Here is a 19,435-nt window from a genome sequence, read left to right on the forward strand (position 1 = left end):
CCCATGTCTCAAGATTAGTGCGACTGATGTCTGCGGAGGTGTAAATCTCGCGCAAAGATAAGTCTTTTTCCAGATACAAACGAACTAAATGTTCTTTTTCTGCACAAGAAATCTGCCTGTAGGTCTTATGACGTACTAAACCAGCCTCTCCTTGTTCATCATAACGACGTACCCACTCGAGAATCTGATCACGCCCTGTGTGTAGGTCTTTGCATAACTGGACGATGGGTACGCCAGACTTTACCTTTAATACTGTTTCTAATCTTTCTTTTAATGAATGAAAACTACTCATAATGTACCTCTAAAAGCTTTATGTCTAACTTTAGGGGTGCATTTCACTTAGAGACAAAGACTCAAATATATGGACTATGAGAATCAAAGGGTCATTTGTCCCCATGATTCTGATTCCTTTAGGCTACGTCCTTTTACTGATTTTTATGCGGATTATTCCTATGTTTCGATTTATTTTACTACCTTTTCACACATATTGCATAACAGATAGATTACCTATGGCAAAGATTAACGTCCAAGACACAGAGATAACCGTCATTTCTCATAATGATGATGATTACATTTCACTGACTGATATGGCTCGTAGTCAGTTGCAGGAGCATATCATCTTTCGTTGGCTCAGTCTGAAAAGCACGATTGAGTACCTCGGAGAATGGGAAATGTTGTACAATCCAAATTTTAATTGTACCGAATTCGGTACATTTAGAAATATGGCGGGTAGCAATTCTAGATCAGGGGACTCTGTTACTAAAGAATCATGGGGACAGATATGTCTCCACGGCTACCTTTGACGGCAAATATTATCCAATGTCATTTTACTTTTCATTCAAATCTGATCATTTGAGCGAGTTGCAGGAAATAGTCATTTGACCAGATGCCCATTTCCTTGGGATTGCGGATAAATGGCAGGACGTCTGCCTTTACCTGATTGATATCTGCCGTGGCAAGACGTTCGTTCAGCTTTTCAAGGAATGAATCCTTGGTGATATCCTCATTATTGAATTCTATCGCTCGCTCATGAAGATGTGTGAAGTCAAGTGGAATGTTATGGCGGACGTACCACTCGAAGTCATACCAGTCACGACCCTTTACACGGTTCTTCCATGCTCGATAGACCAGAGCGTGCATCTTACCTGCAAAGAGGTCCGGCAGGGTGAAACAACGCGTCATGAACGACTCTGGCAGCAGGAGCAACTTCTGCTCAGTATTGAACTTCATAGGCGGTTGGGTGTCAACCTCTATTTTGATCTTGATCGATTTCTCGGTCTGGAAGGTAACATCAAACACATCAGTATTGTCCTTTAAGAAAGCGGATTCCACCTTTCCAAAGCTTTTTTTGTCCTTCTTTTTGATTTCAACATCACGACCGACAAGGGCAAACTGGTCAATGATGGGTTGGAAGTACTGAGTGAAGTCAAATCTCTCGTTAGGTGTCAGGAGAGAGAAATCCATATCCTCGGAAAATCGTTGCAATCCATGGAATATGCGTAAGCAGGTGCCGCCATAAAAGGCTGCCTCGTTAAAGAATCCGCCATTATAGAGTCCTGCCAGGATTATCTGCTGGTTGACCTCGAATGTGGCATTGCGTTTCTTCTGTTCTGTCGTCAAATCATAGGCAGACAGCATCTGGTTGAATATTTCGTTTGTACTCATTTCCTAAGATATCTTATAAGGGTAGTAACCGACTTGGCCTTTTTGCCAGCCTGAGCGTAGTGCTCGAAGATTGTAACATCCATGTTTCTGAAGTCTTCAATATCCATGCGGATGTCCTCTTCGAGATAGATCTCTACATCCTTCAGATAACGAAGATTCACCTTGGGCGAGTTGGCTATCATGTCGCAAAGAGCCTTCTCAGGTGTTGCAATCAGAAAAGAATAGCTTTGTTTGTTGATGTATGTGATGCCAATAGAGAAAGCCTCACGTGCTATGCTCTGATATTCAAAGCGTCCGACGGGTGTTTCGAAGTTGCGGGAATGCTTTACGGTCATTGACTGTGTAGTAAATACAGCTTCGGGAATTAGTCCGTAATAACGCAGGGCCGTCTGCTTAGATACATACGAGGGGGCATAGAGATGGTTCGCTATCAACTCGGTTGACAGAGCCACTCGCGACACCTTCGGGCTGACTACATAAAGCCCTTTTTTAAGACGGATGATTTGACCAGCCGCTTCAAGATTACGCACCTTCTGATTTCCAGCTTTCATTTCAGGAAACAAGGATGCTACAGCCGATGTGCTGACAGGAATATTACCAATATGTTCTAAATCCGTAATCATGATGCAAAGATAGCTATTTTTAGAATAACAAACTAATTATTCCTTGTTTTTTTATTCCTGTTTTAGCTTTTTTAATACGGTTGACCTGATTACCTCGTTTTTCTCTTGATTGCCTTTTATTTACGCGCTTTCTGCGTTAATCTTTCGAAAGTGCTTGAGAGTTACATAGTTTTTGAGTATCTTTGCAGCAGAAAAATAATATTGCGTACAGACTGCTATTATGAAATAACATACAAACAATAAAAATATGAAAAGGATATTTATCATGACTATGGCAACGATAGCTACTACGGTGGCTACGGCTCAACAACTGTCTTATCCGAAGGCGGAGAAAGACGGTACAGTAGATGAATACTTCGGCGTGAAGGTGGCTGACCCTTACCGCTGGCTGGAGAACGACACCTCGCAGCAGACGGCTGCTTGGGTGGAGGCGGAGAACAAGGTGACAAACAGCTATCTGAGCAAGATTCCCTTCCGCCAGAAATTGCTGAAAAGACTGACGGAACTTTCGAACTACGAGAAAATCGGGGCACCTCGCAAGCGTCACGGCAAGTGGTATTTCTACAAGAACAACGGACTGCAGAACCAGTATGTGATGTACCAGATGGACAAGTTGGGTGGAGAGCCGCGCGTGTTCCTCGACCCCAACACGCTGAGCACGGACGGAACGGTTGCCCTGAAGGGTGTCTATTTCTCGAACAACGGGCGATGGGCTGCCTACAGCATCTCACGCTCTGGCTCTGACTGGCAGGAGTTCTATGTCATTGACCTGAAGACGGGTCAGCTCACCAACGACCACATTGAATGGGCGAAGTTCTCAGGGGCTGCATGGTGTGGCGACGGCTTCTACTACTCATCATACGACCGTCCTACGGAGGGTAAGGAGTTCTCGAACGTCAATGAAGGCATGAAGATTTATTATCATAAGATGGGTACACCACAGTCGGAGGATGTGCTGTTCTATCAGAATCCCACACAGCCCAAGCGTTTCTACGAGGTAAGCATCAATGAGGAGGAGACGCTGATGTATCTGTTTGAGGCTGGCGCCGGTGCTGGCAACAACCTATTTGTGCGCAACCTAAAACAGAAGGGCTCGCAGTTCATGCAGTTGACGGACAACATGGACTTCCAGTACTCACCCATCTACGACGAGAATGGCAAGTTCTATATCTACACCAACTACGGAGCTCCCAAGGGTCGCATCATGGTGGCTGACATCCGCAAGCCCGGCATCAACGACTGGCAGGAGCTGATACCCGAACAGCAGAACACGCTGAGTGGTGTCGACGTCATCAACCACTTGTTCATCCTTACCTATAATCAGGATGCTTCAGACCATGCCTTCGTCTATGGCTTGGACGGCAAGAAGCACCACGAAGTGAAACTGCCTATGGTGGGTAGCGTGAGCTTTACGGGCGACGAGAAACAACCCGAGTGTTTCTACTCCTTCACATCGTTCACCATGCCTGGCACCATCTATCGCTACGATATGGCGAAGAACGAGAGTACATTGTATGCGCAGCCGAGTGTAAAGTTCCGCATGCAGGATTACGAGAGCAAGCAAATATTCTTTAACAGCAAGGACGGCACGCGCGTACCTATGTTTATTACCTATAAGAAAGGACTGAAGCGCAACGGCAAGAATCCCGTCTATCTCTACGGCTACGGTGGCTTCAACATCTCGCTGGGTCCAGGCTTCGCCGCTATGCGTATCCCCTTCCTCGAACAGGGAGGCATCTATGCACAGGTGAACCTGCGTGGTGGTAGCGAGTATGGTGAGGAGTGGCACTTGGCTGGCACGAAGATGCAGAAGCAGAATGTGTTCGACGACTTCATCAGTGCCGCAGAATACCTGATTCGCGAGAAATACACGTCCAGCGACAAGCTGGCCATTGTGGGTGGTTCTAATGGCGGACTGCTCGTAGGCGCCTGTATGACACAGCGTCCCGACTTGTTCCGTGTGGCCATTCCCCAAGTGGGTGTGATGGATATGTTGCGCTATCATAAGTTCACCATCGGTTGGAACTGGGCCAGCGACTACGGCACCAGCGAGGATTCCAAGGAGATGTTCGAATACCTGAAGGGCTATTCGCCCCTGCACAACCTGAAGAAGGGTGTCGCCTACCCTGCCACCCTCGTAACAACAGCTGATCACGACGACCGTGTGGTTCCTGCCCACTCGTTTAAGTTTGCAGCCACCCTGCAAGAGTGCCATAGTGGCTCGGCTCCAGTACTTATCCGCATCGACACCAAGGCTGGTCATGGAAGCGGTAAGCCTCTGGCCAAAGTGTTGGAAGAACAGGCCGACATCTACTCGTTCATCATGTATAATATGGGACTGAAATGGAAATAACAAACGCAGAAGATATGTTAGTAAACACAACCATCAATGATCGCATCTGTTATGTAGAGATGCAGAATGCTGAGCATTTCAACTGTCTCAGCGAGGCTATGTGCCAGGAGTTATGCGACGCCATACAGTCGGGCTACGACAAGGAGTGTGTGGGTATCGTCATTAAAGCTCAATGTAAGAAAGGTGTTTGGAGCGCAGGACACGACATCCGCGAACTGCCTCAGAATGGTGAAGACCCTTTGGCTTACGATGTGCCGATGGAACAGCTCTTACGCTGTGTACAGGAAACAGCCATTCCCGTAATAGCTTGTGTTGACGGAACTGTTTGGGGCGGTGCATGCGACCTCTGCTTATCATGCGATATGATTGTTAGTAGTGATACTGCCACCTTTGCTATTACTCCTGCCAAGATCGGTATACCATACAACGCATCGGGCATCATGCACTTCATCAACCAGTTGGGCATGAACAAAGCACGTGAGATGTTCTTCCTCGCTACACCTATTACCGCACAGGATGCACTCAACGTAGGACTCATCAACCGTGTGACGACGACTGACCAACTGGAGAACGTCCTTGAGGAGCAGTTCCTCAACCCACTGCGTCGCAACAGCGTGATGTCTATCAGTGCTATCAAACGTCAGTTCCGCATTCTCAGCAAAGCAGCCACCGTGCTATCGTCGGAAAGTTTTGAGCGTATCAATGCCTATCGCACCAAGGTCTATCAAGGCGCCGACTATCTGGAAGGTATCAGATCGTTCCTCGAAAAGCGATCTCCAGCATACAAGGGAAAAGCGTCGGATTTAGACACTAGTAAATAATGAATGAAATACAAAGATCTATTTATTGACTTTGACGATACGCTCTATGACACGCATGGCAATGCTGTCATCGCACTGAAGGAGACTTTTGAGGCGTTCCATCTTGAGCGGTATTTCCCTGACGAGCAGGTGTTCTACAATGCCTATTGGGAGGCCAATATAGACCTGTGGACGCGCTATTCAAAAGGCGAGATAACCCGTCCCTATCTCATCGTTGAGCGTTTCCAGCGTCCTCTGAGTATGGGCAAGGGTCTTGACGTTACAGAGCAGCTCTGTCTTGAGATGAGTGACAAATTTCTCGACTTTTGCGCCTCGAAACCCGGCGTTATTGAAGGTGCTCATGAACTGATGGACTATCTGAAAGGGAAAGGCTATCGCATGCACATGTGTAGCAATGGCTTTCACGAGGTCCAGTATAAGAAACTAGCTGCTTGCGGACTCAGAAAGTATTTCGATACCATTATCCTAAGCGAGGATGCCGGTGTAAACAAACCTTCACCACGCTACTTCGACTATGCATTGGACAGGTCGGGGGCTGAGCGTCAGAACACCCTAATGATTGGCGACAACCTGCAGAGCGACATCCTCGGTGCACTCAATGCCGGCATCGACGCAATGCTGTTCAACCGATGGGCTATCAGCGAACAGGACATCACGCAAAAACCCACCTTTATCGTGGAACGACTGCAAGACATCATGAACATCCTATAAAAAGAAAGTCCCCAACGTTGCGGTTGGGGACTTTCTTGATATAACCAAAAACTATAAACTACTTGTCGAGCAGGATGTTCATCATCTCAACAGCAGCCTTAGCCACAGAGGTTCCAGGACCGAAGATAGCAGCTACGCCAGCCTTGTAGAGGAAGTCATAGTCCTGGGCGGGAATCACACCACCGGCTATCACCATGATATCCTCACGTCCGAGTTTCTTCAACTCCTCAATCAGCTGAGGAATCAACGTCTTGTGACCTGCAGCCAAACTGGATGCACCCACAATGTGGACATCGTTCTCAACAGCCTCACGGGCGGCCTCTGCAGGTGTCTGGAACAACGGACCCATATCGACGTCGAAACCACAGTCGGCATAACCCGTTGCTACTACCTTTGCACCACGGTCGTGTCCGTCCTGTCCCATCTTAGCAACGAAGATACGAGGACGACGACCTTCTTTCTTTGCGAACTCATCCGTCAGCTTGCAAGCCAACTCGAAGTCGCTGTCGTTCTTTGATTCTGAACTATACACGCCTGAAATTGTTCTGATTACTGCTTTATAACGACCTACGATTTCCTCGCAGGCATCTGAAATCTCACCAAGGGTACAACGCAACTGAGCAGCCTTGACAGCCAAATCGAGCAGGTTGTTCTCTGACTTGCGTCCTTCCTTGAAGTCACGGACACATTCGGTAATAGCCTTCAAGGCAGCCTGACAAGCGGCCTCATCGCGATGTGCTCGTACCTCCTTCAAGTTCTCCTCTTGCTGCTTGCGTACTGCGGTGTTATCCACCTCAAGGATATCAATAGGATCCTCATGCTCCAAACGATACTTGTTAGTACCGACAATCGTCTGGACGCCAGAGTCGATGCGAGCTTGGGTACGGGCAGCTGCCTCCTCGATACGCATCTTAGGCAGACCGGTCTCGATAGCTTTTGCCATACCACCGAGTTTCTCAATCTCCTGAATATGTTCCCATGCTTTGTGAACCAACTCGTTGGTGAGTGTCTCCACATAGTAAGAACCTGCCCATGGGTCAATCTGCTTGCAGACTTTTGTTTCGTTCTGGATGTAGATCTGAGTGTTGCGGGCAATACGAGCCGAGAAGTCGGTAGGCAATGCGATCGCCTCGTCAAGGGCGTTGGTGTGCAGAGACTGGGTGTGACCCAGCACAGCTGCCATTGCCTCGATACAGGTACGACCAACATTGTTGAACGGATCCTGCTCAGTGAGCGACCAACCCGAGGTCTGAGAGTGAGTACGGAGAGCGAGCGACTTAGGATTCTTGGCACCGAAGCTCTTCACTATCTTAGCCCACAGCAGACGTCCGGCACGCATCTTGGCAATCTCCATGAAGTGGTTCATACCGATAGCCCAGAAGAACGACAGACGGGGTGCAAAGGCATCTACATCGATACCGGCATTAACACCTGTGCGTAGATAGTCCATACCATCAGCCAAAGTGTAAGCCAACTCGATATCTGCCGTAGCACCGGCTTCCTGCATATGATAACCAGAGATAGAGATACTATTGAACTTAGGCATCTTCTGCGAGGTAAACTCGAAAATATCAGCAATAATCTTCATCGAGAATGCAGGCGGATAAATATAGGTATTACGCACCATAAACTCTTTCAGAATGTCGTTCTGGATAGTACCAGCCATCTCCTCCAACTGAGCACCCTGCTCCAGACCAGCCACGATGTAGAATGCCAGAATAGGTAGCACGGCACCGTTCATAGTCATTGACACAGACATCTTGTTCAAGGGGATGCCTGAGAAGAGTACCTTCATGTTCTCCTCATTACAGATAGACACGCCAGCCTTACCCACATCACCCACAACACGAGCATTGTCTGGGTCGTAACCACGGTGGGTTGGCAGGTCAAAGGCAACAGAAAGACCTTTCTGACCAGCAGCCAGGTTACGGCGATAGAAGGCGTTAGACTCCTCGGCGGTAGAGAATCCGGCATACTGACGGATGGTCCACGGACGGAAGGGGTACATCATTGAGTACGGACCACGGAGATAGGGAGGAATACCAGCTGTGAAATCGAGGTGTTCCATACCTTCCAGGTCTTCTTTGGTATAAACAGGCTGAATGTCAATCTGCTCGGGCGTACGCCAGTTAGCGCTGATGCCATTCTCCTGCTGCCACTGCTGACCATTCTTCTGCTGAATGCCAGCGTAGATATCAATATCTTTAAAATTCTTACGTGCCATAATTAGATTCCGAGTTTAGCATTGTACGCACGGAGCGTTTCGAGCTGGTTAGACTTAACATGAATGAAGTTCTCAATACCGGCAGCCTTGAGGTCTTCCGAGCATGCGGGAGCACCTGCTACAATGAACATGGCGCGACCGTTGAGATACTGGAATGCAGGGATGGCGTACTCAGCATATTCATCATCTGAAGAGCAGATGACAACGATATCTGCGTTGGCTTTCAGTGCAGCGTCAACACCCTCCTCGACCGTCTTGAAGCCAAGGTTATCCATCACCTTATAGCCAGCGGCGGCAAGGAAGTTGCAAGAGAACTGAGCACGAGCCTGACGCATAGCCAGATTGCCGATGGTCAACATAAAGGCAATAGGCTGTTTCTTAGCCTTCTCCGTAGAGAGACGCAGGGTCTCGAACTCAGAAGCCAGACGCTCCTTGTTGAGTTGGGGAAGTTCACCGGCCTCATGGTCTGAGCCGCAACAAGCACAGCCAGCCACAGGCTGTTTGCCCTCACTAACCTCCGTGAAGTTGGGGAACTGGTTGGTACCCAGGATGAACTCCTTACGGGTAGCGGCAGCAGCGTGACGCTTGTCGTTAGAGGCATTGACGGCATTAACGATGTTACCCTTTTGTACCTCCGAAAGGAAACCACCGGCCTCTTCAACGGCGAGGAACAATTTCCAGCCTTCTTGAGCAATGGCATCGGTGAGGTGCTCAATGGTATAAGAACCACCTGCCACATCGACAAGTTTGTCGAAATGAGCCTCTTCCTTCAGCAACAGTTGCTGGTTGCGGGCAATACGCTCAGCAAACTCGGTAGGCTTTTCATAAGGTTTGTCAAATGGAGTCACCACGATAGAGTCGACGTTAGCCAAAGCAGCCGACATAGTCTCTGTCTGCGAACGCAGTAGGTTAACATAGCTATCGAACAGTGTTTGGTTATATTCTGAAGTGACAGCGCAAACATGCATCTGCGAACAGGTGCAGTTCAATGCTTCGTCACCTACGAACTGGCGGACTATCTGGGCCCACAGCATACGGGCGGCACGGAACTTGGCAATCTCCATGAAGTAGTTCTCGGAAACACCCATATTGAACTTGATGCGTTTGGCTGCCTCGCAAGCACTAACACCTGCCTCAGTGAGCACATTCAGGTACTCTGCGCCCCAAGCCAGCGCATAGCCCAACTCTTGATAGATATATGCACCAGCATTATTCAGCGCCACACTGTTGACATTGACGCAACGATAGCCTGGCAATTCTTTCAGTGCATCAATGAGAGGCTTAGCAAATTGAAGCACAGGTGATACATCCTTACCTTTGCACATCATCTTGCTGATGGGATCGAAGTTGATGCTTCCCTTCAATTCTGCCAAAGGATAACCCTTCTGCTTGAAATAAGTCACCAAAATCTCAGCCAGTTCAACACAATGACGCTGACAGGTTTTAAAGTTCAGCTCCACATATTGAGGCATGATGCCGTCAAGCAGTGTAGAGATGAAGTCCGCACTGATATCCTTGCCCGGAATCTTGAAACCGAGCGAGTCGACACCCTTGTTCAGGATGTCCAGCGCTTTTGCATTAGCAGCCTTGGCATCGTCAACCACGATGTCCTGACGTACATACCACAAGTTGTTGTCTTTCTTGTTTCCACGCACATAAGGGAATTCGCCTGGCAGTGAGTCCACAGCCTTAAGATCCTTCAGGTCTTCACGGCGATAGAAGGGCTGCACGTTGAACCCTTCGTTTGTTCTCCATACGAGTCGCTTCTGGAAGTCGGCCCCTTTCAGGTCTACTTCAATTTTGTCCAACCACTCCTGAGTGGTAGGCGCCTGGAACTCGCTGAAGAGTTTTTCTTTGTTTGCCATAAATTAATGTATTAATTATATAAGTGTTTTAAGCTTTAATGAAATTTCATTCCGCAAAGGTAACAAATAATTCTGAAATGACGAAGATTTTAATAAATATTTGATATTTATGAAAAAATGTATCACAAAAAAGTGATTGTTGCGACCTTTTTTTGTAACTTTGCAGCCAATTTCAACAAGATATGTTATGGAATCTATTCAATGGTTAAAAGATTTGTTTACCACGACTGACTCAGTGGCACATATCGCATTACTCTACGCCATTGTCATTGCGGCGGGCGTGTATTTGGGAAAAATCAAAATCGGAGGAATCTCCCTAGGAGTCACTTTTGTACTATTCGCAGGCATCGTTGCCGGGCATCTAGGCTTCACCGCCCCCGCCCCTATCCTAACCTTCATTCAGGACTTCGGACTCATTTTGTTCGTCTTCATGATTGGTATGCAGGTGGGACCTGGTTTCTTTGAAAGTTTCGGAACAGCAGGTCTAAAACTGAACGGACTGGCTGCTACAGGCATCCTGCTCAACATCCTCGTGATGTTCGCCTGCTATTTTATCTTCTTCGACACCAGTAACATCACCAATCTTCCCATGATGGTTGGTACACTCTATGGTGCCGTGACAAACACTCCTGGACTTGGTGCTGCCAACGAAGCCTTAGGATCTGTCTTCGGCAGTAACGCACCTCAGATTGCATCGGCATACGCCTGTGCCTATCCGCTCGGTGTACTGGGCATCATCGGTGCCACTATATTAATAAGGTATATTTGTAACATCAAGTTGGAAAAGGAGGAGGATAACCTTAATGCGCAGGAAGGTGTCAAGGCTAACCAAAAACCTTATAAGATGCACCTGGAGGTGACCAACAAATACCTCGAAGGCAAGACTCTACTGCAGGTTCACGACTTTCTCAACCGCGATTTCGTGGTTTCTCGCATCGTACATGACGGTGAGTTGTCAATACCTACCAGCAAGACCGTGTTCCACATTGGCGACCAGATGCTTATCGTCTGCGCAGAAGCAGACCACGAAGCTATCATGGCTTTCATCGGCCCTAAGCTCGATATCGATTTCGAACAGTCTGATCAGCCGCTGGTTTCCAAACGTATTCTGATTACCAACCCGAAAATCAACGGAAAATCATTGGCCTCAATGCACTTTTCCAGCATGCATGGTGTGAACGTCACCCGCGTCACCCGTCAAGGCATGGACATCTTTGCATCCGCCTCACTGCCTCTGCAGGTAGGCGACCGCATTATGGTGGTTGGTCCCGAGGACGCCGTCGACCGTGTAGCCAACACGATGGGAAACTCTATCCGTCGTCTTGACACGCCCAACATCGCCACTATCTTTGTCGGCATCATTATCGGTATTATCTTCGGCTCACTGCCCATCGCCATTCCCGGCATGCCTGTACCTATGAAACTGGGTATCGCCGGCGGACCGCTTATTATCGCCATCCTCATCGGACGCTATGGTTACAAGATACACCTCGTCACCTACACCACGACATCTGCCAATATGATGCTACGCGAAATTGGCTTGGTATTATTCCTGGCTTCCGTAGGAATTAAGGCGGGTGCAAACTTCTTCGAAACCGTGGTCGAAGGCGACGGACTACTCTACGTGCTGACTGGTTTCCTCATTACCATCATACCCATCCTGATTGTCGGACCTATTGCCCGTCTGAAATTCAAGTTCAACTATTTCACGATTATGGGTATGATTGCAGGTACCTATACCGATCCCCCTGCACTGGCCTATGCCAATAGTGTATGCTCTAAAGAGGCTCCTGCAGTAGGCTATTCGACGGTCTATCCGCTCTCCATGTTCCTCCGCATCTTTACTGCTCAGATTGTAGTATTGTTCTTCTGCGGTTGATAGACTGATTACGGTATCACATCATACAAAAGAGGCTGACTCTCAATGCTGAGTCAGCCTTTTTTTTCACGCTTTCTCGGAGAATTTCCAAATATAACTCGAAAATAACTGCACAAAAACGCTTGCTTTGTGCGAATATTTTTGTAATTTTGCAGCCGACAATACAAAAGAAAAGAGAAACTATATAATAATACCTATTTATATAATGGAAATTAAGAAAATCTTGTTAGGTTCGCTCATCGTCCTAACCTCACAGGCAATGATGGCCCAAATGGATGCCAGCATTAAGTTGAACGAGGTGATGACACGGAATGAGTCGAGCCTAATTGATGAATACGGAGCAAGGAACGCCTGGGTGGAGATTGCCAACATATCACACTCGACGTACAATATCCGTGGCATGTATCTGACCACAGACCGCTCCGTGCTCGACAAGAAAATGAGTGTACCTGAGCGTGTCAGTCGTATGAGCAAAATTCCCAATGGCGACATACGCACCAACCTCTCAGGCCGCCAGTTGATTGTTCTGCAACTCGGCAGTAGTCCTGCACAAGGTTCGCTACACCTATCTGTTAAGGTCAATGCGACTGAACCGACATGGATTGCCCTATATAACGGCAATGCCACACAGTTGATTGACTCCATCACAGTGCCCGTACTGAATCCTAATCAGTCTTACGCCCGCATTTCCAACAATGGAACGGCTGCAGATTGGGAAACAAAGTCTGCAGACCGTGTAACACCAGGCATTTGGAACGTGACAAGCGTCAGCGAGTCAAAAGTTGAGAAGTTCAAGCGTGAAGACCCCTACGGATTCGGAATGGCACTAATGGCTATGGGTATCGTATTTTTCTGCCTGGCATTACTGTGGATTACATTCTCACTGTTCGGCCTTCTTATGCGCCATCTAGACACAGCCAAGAAGGTTGCTCAGCAACAGCCTATCAAGCCCATCACGAAGACTGTGGAGAAGACGATGGAAGTAGGACACAAGACCGGTGTCATCTTGCAAGAGGGTCTGAAAACCAAAGGTATTGACCGAGAAGTGTACATGGCCGTTATCGGTATGGCCCTGAAACAGTATGAGGATGACGTTCACGATGTAGAATCGGGTATCATCACTATTAAACCACGTGAGACAGGATGGGACGACGAGTATACACAGATGACCCACTTCCACGAACCCGTATTACCTACGACAAGCACGGCTCCGAGGATTCCCACCGGACCTGAGATGAGATAAAGACAAGGGAGAGAAATGAATTATTCAACGGTTTAAGAATTGAAATTTAGAAGTTATGAACAAATATCAGTATAAAGTACAAGGTGTTGATTACGAGGTCGAAATAGAAGAGGTAGAAGGTAACATTGCAAAAGTCAATGTCAACGGTATTCCTTTTGAAGTTGAGTTACAGCAGCCCATCAATGCCGCTAAGCATCCTAATATCGCCAAGGTGAAGATTGATGCCCCCAAGCCTGTAGTAACTGCACCAGTTCAACCAGCACAGCCCCAGCCCGCACAGCCTGTTGCAGCTGGCAGCGGAAACCCCGTGAAGGCGCCTCTGCCTGGCACGATCAACGCCATCAACGTAAAAGTTGGTGACACCGTTGCTGTTGGCGACGTTGTCGTCGTACTGGAGGCCATGAAGATGCAGAACAACATCGAGGCCGAGTATGCTGGTACCGTTACAAGCATTACCGTCAACCAGGGAGACTCCGTTATGGAAGGCGCTGTTATGATGACCATCGGGTAAGTGAAAAGATAATAGTGAAAAGTGAAAAAATTGCTACCGCTATAATATGGGATTTACTAATTTTATCGTAGAAAACTTCAATGAGTTTCTGACCTACACGGGCTTTGCTAACGTAGCAGCAGGAAACCTCATCATGATTGCAGTGGGTGCTTTCTTCATTTGGCTTGCCATCAAGAAGGACTTTGAGCCTCTACTATTGGTACCTATCGGATTAGGCATCATACTTGGCAACATCCCGTTCCGTGCGGACGCAGGACTGGAGATTGGCTTGTACGAAGATAATTCCGTGCTGAACATCTTCTATCAGGGCGTGCGACAGGGATGGTATCCTCCATTAATATTCCTAGGCATTGGTGCCATGACAGACTTCTCGGCCCTGCTGGCTAATCCGAAGTTGATGCTTATCGGTGCAGCAGCCCAGTTTGGAATTTTCGGAGCATATATGTTTGCTTTGGCTCTAGGTTTCGAACCCAACCAAGCAGCAGGTATCGCCATTATTGGTGGCGCAGATGGTCCTACTGCCATTTTCCTTAGCAGTAAACTGTCACCTAATTTGATGGGTGCCATCGCCGTATGTGCCTATTCTTATATGGCATTGGTCCCCCTCATACAGCCACCTTTGATGCGACTGCTTACCACCAAGAAGGAACGTCTCATCAAGATGAAACCAGCCCGTCAGGTCAGTCAGACCGAGCGTATTTTATTCCCCATCATCGGATTACTGCTGACCACCTTCATCGTACCATCAGGACTGCCTTTGCTTGGTATGCTATTCTTCGGTAACCTGCTGAAAGAAAGCGGTAAGACTACCCGATTGGCAAAAACAGCTGGCGCAGCACTGAACGATATCGTGGTAATGCTGTTAGGACTGACGGTTGGTTGCTCGACACAGGCCTCAGAATTCCTGACAATGAATACCATATACATCTTCGCCATCGGTGCCGGAGCTTTTATCATTGCCACGATGAGTGGTGTCTGCTTCGTAAAACTGATGAATGTGTTCTTGCCTAAAGACAAGAAACTGAACCCGCTGATTGGTAATGCAGGTGTAAGTGCTGTTCCCATGGCCGCACGAATATCGAACAATCTCGGACTAGAGTACGACCGTCATAACTTCTTGCTTATGCACGCTATGGGTCCTAATGTGGCTGGCGTCATCGGTTCGGCAGTAGCCGCAGGTGCGCTACTTGGCTTCCTGTCATAAGAAAACACCATGTATATTGCCGTCGCAGGAAATATAGGAAGTGGAAAGTCTACACTGACTCGTCTGCTAGCCCACCACTACGGATGGGAAGCCCGCTACGAGACCGTGGAAGAGAACCCGTATCTGGAAGACTACTACCGCGACATACACCGATGGTCATTCAACCTGGAAGTCTTCTTCCTGAAAGAGCGCTTCCGCGACTTGCTTGCCATCGAGCAATCTAAGAAAACCATCATCCAGGACCGTACCATCTACGAGGGAGTGTACGTGTTCATGCAAAACAACAAGGAGATGGGAAACCTGTCAGACAGAGACTATGAGACATACATGGAACTCTTCGAGCAAATGATGTCTGTTGTGCGTCAGCCTGACTTGCTGATTTACCTGAAAGCTTCCGTCCCCCACCTGGTTGGCAACATCCAGCTGAGGGGACGTGAATACGAACAGGCCATGCAACTGGATTATCTCGAGAACCTAAATCGCCGATACGACGACTTCATCTATAACAAATATCAAGGAGACGTCATGACGGTGGAGAAGGACGGAATGGACTTTCTGAACAACACAAAGGACCTTGCCAAGATTATAGACCGCATCGACCGTCAGTTGTTCGGATTATTCCCGACAGAATATTAACATGCCTAAACAATAAATACTATGCACATCGCAGTAGCTGGAAACATTGGTAGTGGGAAGACGACACTGACCAAACTGCTGGCTCACCGTTACGGATGGACGCCACGCTTTGAACCCGTTGACAACAACCCGTATCTTGAAGACTTCTATGCGGACATGCCACGTTGGTCGTTTAACCTGCAAGTTTATTTCCTGAACAAGCGTTTCAAAGAGGTGGTGGAAATATCAAAGTCAACGGAAACCATTATCCAGGACCGCACCATCTTTGAAGATGCCCGTATCTTCGCACCCAACCTGCACGCACAGGGAATGATGTCAGACCGCGATTTTCAGAACTACAGCGACCTATTCGACCTTATGATGTCGCTAGTAAAACTACCCGACCTCATGCTCTACATCCGTTCCAGTATCCCGACCCTTGTTGAACAGATACAGAAGCGAGGACGTGAATATGAACAAACCATGCGACTGGACTATCTGAAAGGTTTGGAACAACGCTATGAAGAATGGATTGCCACATACAAAGGACCACTCATTGTCGTAGACGGCGATCACTGCAAATTTGGCGACAATCCAGAACATCTTCAACAGGTGACGGACATGATAGATGCCAAGCTGTTCGGACTCTTCCCTATGGAGAATAATATCTAGCATAAAAGGGTACAAAAGCCCTTTTTAATGTTTTTTAACTGCCAACATAAAAGGTAGTCTGATATTTTTCCTAATTTTGCAAACATAAATGAAGAAAGTGTTACTCTCTGAGCGAAGATGACAGACGTCATACTATCTAGTTTTATCAGTCTGTTTGCCCTATTTGGTAAGGAAGAGCAAGTAGACGAGATGCGAGCAAAGAACTTGCTCGTAGACTATTTACATCGTCATTTCGGCATCCGTAACACAGACATATATCTGGACTTATACAGCGATATGCGTATGGCATATGAAATGACGGACGGTCTAAATACCATTGATACCGTCACTTCTATCTGTGCCAACTTGCAAGGCGACATACGCAACAGGGACAAAGCGCTGCTGCTGCTACGTCTAATGGAATTTTGTTGTCAGGACGGAGCTATTAGGGACGACATGTTCAAAACCATGGCCCATGAGTTCAACATTTCTGACGAACAATACAACAATTTCGAAGACTTCGTATTCAATCGCCCATCAGACCATGTTAAACTACATAACTTGGATGGTTTTGACGGACAACTGAAGACATTGCTCGACCCATGTACAGGACTGCTATTGTTTTCCTATATGGGCAATGACACCGTTTTGCTGAACGATATTCCCGTACTGTCCGGTGTCTTCCAAGTATGGATTCAGAGCAGTGTGCTGAAAAACAAAAACGGCAAGCCCGTCTATTATTCATCGATTATCAAGAGCTATGGTCATAACGATGGCGAAACACGTTCCGTTGAGTTTTGTGGACGCGATATCAATTTCCGCTTCCCCAATAGTGACAACGGCATGCATGACCTCAGTTTTACGCTTCATAGTGGCGAGTTGCTGGCTATCATGGGAGGCTCGGGAACAGGAAAGACCACCCTGCTCTCGCTTCTCAACGGCAGTCTGATGCCCCAAGAGGGAACCATTACCATCAACGGTCATAGCATCACAGAACCTCAAGCTAAGAGCCTTATCGGATTTGTACCACAAGACGACCTTCTGATAGAGGAACTGACCGTATACCAAAACCTTTGGTTCACGGCAAAATTCTGTTTCGAAGGTATGTCAGATGCAGAACTGGACAATCGAGTAATGAAAACCTTGAAAGACTTGGGGTTGGAAGCAGCCAAGGATTTGAAGGTCGGTTCTGCCATCAATAAGTTTATATCAGGTGGACAGCGCAAGCGACTGAATATTGCACTAGAGCTGATTCGCGAACCAGCCGTACTGTTCCTTGACGAGCCGACATCCGGTCTGTCGTCAGCAGATACCGAGAAAGTCATCTATCTGTTGAAAGAACAAACACTGAAAGGTAAGCTCATCGTGGTGAACATTCACCAACCGTCAAGTGCTGTTTATAAGATGTTCGACCGTCTGTGGCTATTAGACAAAGGCGGATACCCCGTATTCGACGGGAACCCCATTGATGCAATTACCTACTTCAAAGAAGCAGCCAACTATGCTGACGCAGAGACCAGCGCCTGTCCTACATGCGGAAACGTGAATCCGGAAATTGTACTGAACATCATCGACGAGAAAACGCTCAACAACATCGGAGAAATGTCTGACGAGCGCAAGATGACCCCTCAGGAATGGCATGAACTGTATCTGAAAAACAGAGAGGTCATGAAGGAGCCTGAGGTGAACAGCATACCAGAATCACAACAGAAGAAGCCGAGCAAAATCAAGCAATTAGGAATCTTCTTGCATCGCAACATCAAGACCAAGATTACCAATGTCCAATATCTGTGCATCGCCTTGTTAGAAGCACCTATTCTGGCATTGGTATGCTCCTTCCTGACACGCTATGCCCCTGCAGAAGGCTACACCGTCATGGACAACAAGAACTTAGTAAGTTACTTCTTCATGGCAGTCATCGTGGCTACATTCATCGGCATGAGTGGTAGTGCAGAAGAAATCATCAAAGATCGCGCATTATTGAAACGCGAAAGGTTCCTGAACCTTTCGTATGGCAGTTATATTTGGTCGAAGATTATCCTCATGGCAGGTGTTTCATTGATACAGACATTCTTGTTTATCGTCATCGGAAATGCCATTATGGGCCTTCACGGACTATTCGGAACATGGTGGCTCATCTTATTTGTCACCGCATTCCTCTCCAATTTAGTTGGACTGCTCTTGTCACAATGTTTGAACTCTGTAGTTGCCATCTACATCAGCATTCCCCTGTTACTGATTCCACAGATTCTACTGTGTGGACTGGTTGTCAGTTTCTCAGACCTGACACCTAAAAGCACAACGGGTAACGTGCCTGTGATTGGCGACATCATTCCTTCACGATGGGCTTATGAGGCATTGGCTGTCACTTCTTTCACAGACAACCTTTACGAAGCACCACTCTTCGAACTGGATCAGGAGAAATACGAGAATCAGTTCTACAACGTTGGATTCCTTTATGAGTTGGAGTCGCAACTGGAAACCATGAATCATGAGAAGAAAAATGGAAAGCCTGTTGACCCCATGCACATGGAAACAATCGAGAAGAATCTTCCACAGCTGACCAAATTCTGCGACATGAAGCCATACCATGGTGACAAATCCTATCAATCCCTGTTTCAATATATGAAAGAGGCAGAGAATATCTTATCAAAACGCGGCAACAGGGTCAGTCTCCGACAAGACGCCCTCATGGCTAGTCTTGTTCGCGAGCATGGAAAGGAGGCTTTCCTACAGCTTAAGCGAGACAACTTCAACACGAAACTGGAAGACTGCGTGATAGGTATGGACCAGAAACGAATGCTTGACGTCATTGACGGTTACATCGTACCAAGGACAGGTCTGATTTTCCTGACGCCCCAAAACCATTACGGACGAGCTCCATTCTACAGTCATATCAAGATAGTAGGCGATTGGCACATTAAAACACTGTGGTTCAACATCTGCGTACTGCTGTTAATGTGTCTCGTAGTCGGCGGTCTGCTTTTCAGCGACTGTCCCGGACGATATTTGAGAAAAGACAATCCATCCTAATGAGATAAAAACATTTATTAATTTATAACAAAAAAAA

At 47.4% G+C, this 19,435-nt stretch carries 15 protein-coding genes and 1 pseudogene; 11 read left to right on the forward strand and 5 right to left on the reverse strand.

What is annotated here, in order from left to right:
* Positions 1–292: helix-turn-helix domain-containing protein (locus BLU47_RS13765; protein ID WP_143025578.1), on the reverse strand; the 292-nt coding region annotated here is incomplete at its 3' end.
* 217 nt (positions 293–509) lie between these two features.
* Between BLU47_RS13765 and BLU47_RS13770 the strand changes: the two are divergent.
* Positions 510–740, forward strand: a pseudogene (locus BLU47_RS13770) (KilA-N domain-containing protein); the annotation flags it as partial.
* A gap of 94 nt (positions 741–834) precedes the next feature.
* Here the strand turns inward: BLU47_RS13770 and BLU47_RS13775 are convergent.
* A complete protein-coding gene (locus BLU47_RS13775; protein ID WP_091964122.1) occupies positions 835–1,665 on the reverse strand; it encodes a nucleotidyl transferase AbiEii/AbiGii toxin family protein in 831 nt (276 codons plus the stop codon).
* Positions 1,662–2,288 (reverse strand): type IV toxin-antitoxin system AbiEi family antitoxin domain-containing protein, encoded by a 627-nt coding sequence (locus BLU47_RS13780; protein WP_091964125.1) that lies wholly within the window; start codon positions 2,286–2,288, stop codon positions 1,662–1,664. Before BLU47_RS13780 ends, BLU47_RS13775 begins: the two co-directional genes overlap by 4 nt.
* Positions 2,289–2,535: 247 nt before the next feature.
* Between BLU47_RS13780 and BLU47_RS13785 the strand changes: the two genes are divergently transcribed.
* The 3 genes from BLU47_RS13785 to BLU47_RS13795 are packed head-to-tail and all read left to right on the forward strand — an operon-like array spanning position 2,536 to position 6,173.
* On the forward strand, positions 2,536–4,641 hold the full coding sequence (locus tag BLU47_RS13785) for a prolyl oligopeptidase family serine peptidase (protein WP_091964128.1): 2,106 nt from the start codon (positions 2,536–2,538) through the stop codon (positions 4,639–4,641).
* Between the two features lie 14 nt (positions 4,642–4,655).
* Complete coding sequence (gene scpB, locus BLU47_RS13790) at positions 4,656–5,462, forward strand: methylmalonyl-CoA decarboxylase (protein WP_176780605.1); 807 nt, start codon at positions 4,656–4,658, stop codon at positions 5,460–5,462.
* Between the two features lie 3 nt (positions 5,463–5,465).
* Positions 5,466–6,173 (forward strand): YjjG family noncanonical pyrimidine nucleotidase, encoded by a 708-nt coding sequence (locus BLU47_RS13795; protein WP_091964134.1) that lies wholly within the window; start codon positions 5,466–5,468, stop codon positions 6,171–6,173.
* A gap of 58 nt (positions 6,174–6,231) precedes the next feature.
* On the opposite strand, the gene scpA is transcribed toward BLU47_RS13795, so the two are convergent.
* Positions 6,232–8,397: a methylmalonyl-CoA mutase gene (gene scpA / locus BLU47_RS13800; RefSeq protein ID WP_091964137.1), complete on the reverse strand. Its 2,166-nt coding sequence runs from the start codon at positions 8,395–8,397 to the stop codon at positions 6,232–6,234.
* Positions 8,398–8,399: 2 nt separating this feature from the next.
* Entirely contained in the window at positions 8,400–10,262 is a 1,863-nt protein-coding gene (gene mutA / locus BLU47_RS13805) for a methylmalonyl-CoA mutase small subunit (RefSeq protein WP_091964141.1), read from the reverse strand.
* Positions 10,263–10,458: 196 nt separating this feature from the next.
* On the opposite strand from mutA, the gene BLU47_RS13810 reads away from it, so the two are divergent.
* The 7 genes from BLU47_RS13810 to BLU47_RS13840 all read left to right on the forward strand — a co-directional run bounded on the left by BLU47_RS13810 (position 10,459) and on the right by BLU47_RS13840 (position 19,398).
* Positions 10,459–12,141 carry a putative transporter gene (locus BLU47_RS13810; protein ID WP_091964219.1) on the forward strand — a complete coding sequence of 561 codons (1,683 nt, stop codon included), beginning with the start codon at positions 10,459–10,461 and terminating at the stop codon, positions 12,139–12,141.
* Between the two features lie 205 nt (positions 12,142–12,346).
* On the forward strand, positions 12,347–13,384 hold the full coding sequence (locus BLU47_RS13815; RefSeq protein ID WP_091964144.1) for an OadG family protein: 1,038 nt from the start codon (positions 12,347–12,349) through the stop codon (positions 13,382–13,384).
* 55 nt (positions 13,385–13,439) lie between these two features.
* Entirely contained in the window at positions 13,440–13,895 is a 456-nt protein-coding gene (locus BLU47_RS13820) for a biotin/lipoyl-containing protein (protein WP_091964147.1), read from the forward strand.
* Positions 13,896–13,941: 46 nt separating this feature from the next.
* Positions 13,942–15,099, forward strand: coding sequence for a sodium ion-translocating decarboxylase subunit beta (locus BLU47_RS13825; protein ID WP_091964150.1), 1,158 nt, complete (start codon positions 13,942–13,944; stop codon positions 15,097–15,099).
* A 9-nt stretch (positions 15,100–15,108) separates the two neighbouring features.
* Positions 15,109–15,735: a deoxynucleoside kinase gene (locus BLU47_RS13830; protein WP_091964153.1), complete on the forward strand. Its 627-nt coding sequence runs from the start codon at positions 15,109–15,111 to the stop codon at positions 15,733–15,735.
* 21 nt (positions 15,736–15,756) lie between these two features.
* Positions 15,757–16,386 carry a deoxynucleoside kinase gene (locus BLU47_RS13835; RefSeq protein WP_091964157.1) on the forward strand — a complete coding sequence of 210 codons (630 nt, stop codon included), beginning with the start codon at positions 15,757–15,759 and terminating at the stop codon, positions 16,384–16,386.
* Between the two features lie 117 nt (positions 16,387–16,503).
* Positions 16,504–19,398 (forward strand): ATP-binding cassette domain-containing protein, encoded by a 2,895-nt coding sequence (locus tag BLU47_RS13840; protein ID WP_091964160.1) that lies wholly within the window; start codon positions 16,504–16,506, stop codon positions 19,396–19,398.
* The last annotated feature ends 37 nt before the right edge of the window (positions 19,399–19,435 follow it).

Source organism: Prevotella sp. tc2-28, from assembly GCF_900107705.1.
Classification (GTDB): domain Bacteria; phylum Bacteroidota; class Bacteroidia; order Bacteroidales; family Bacteroidaceae; genus Prevotella.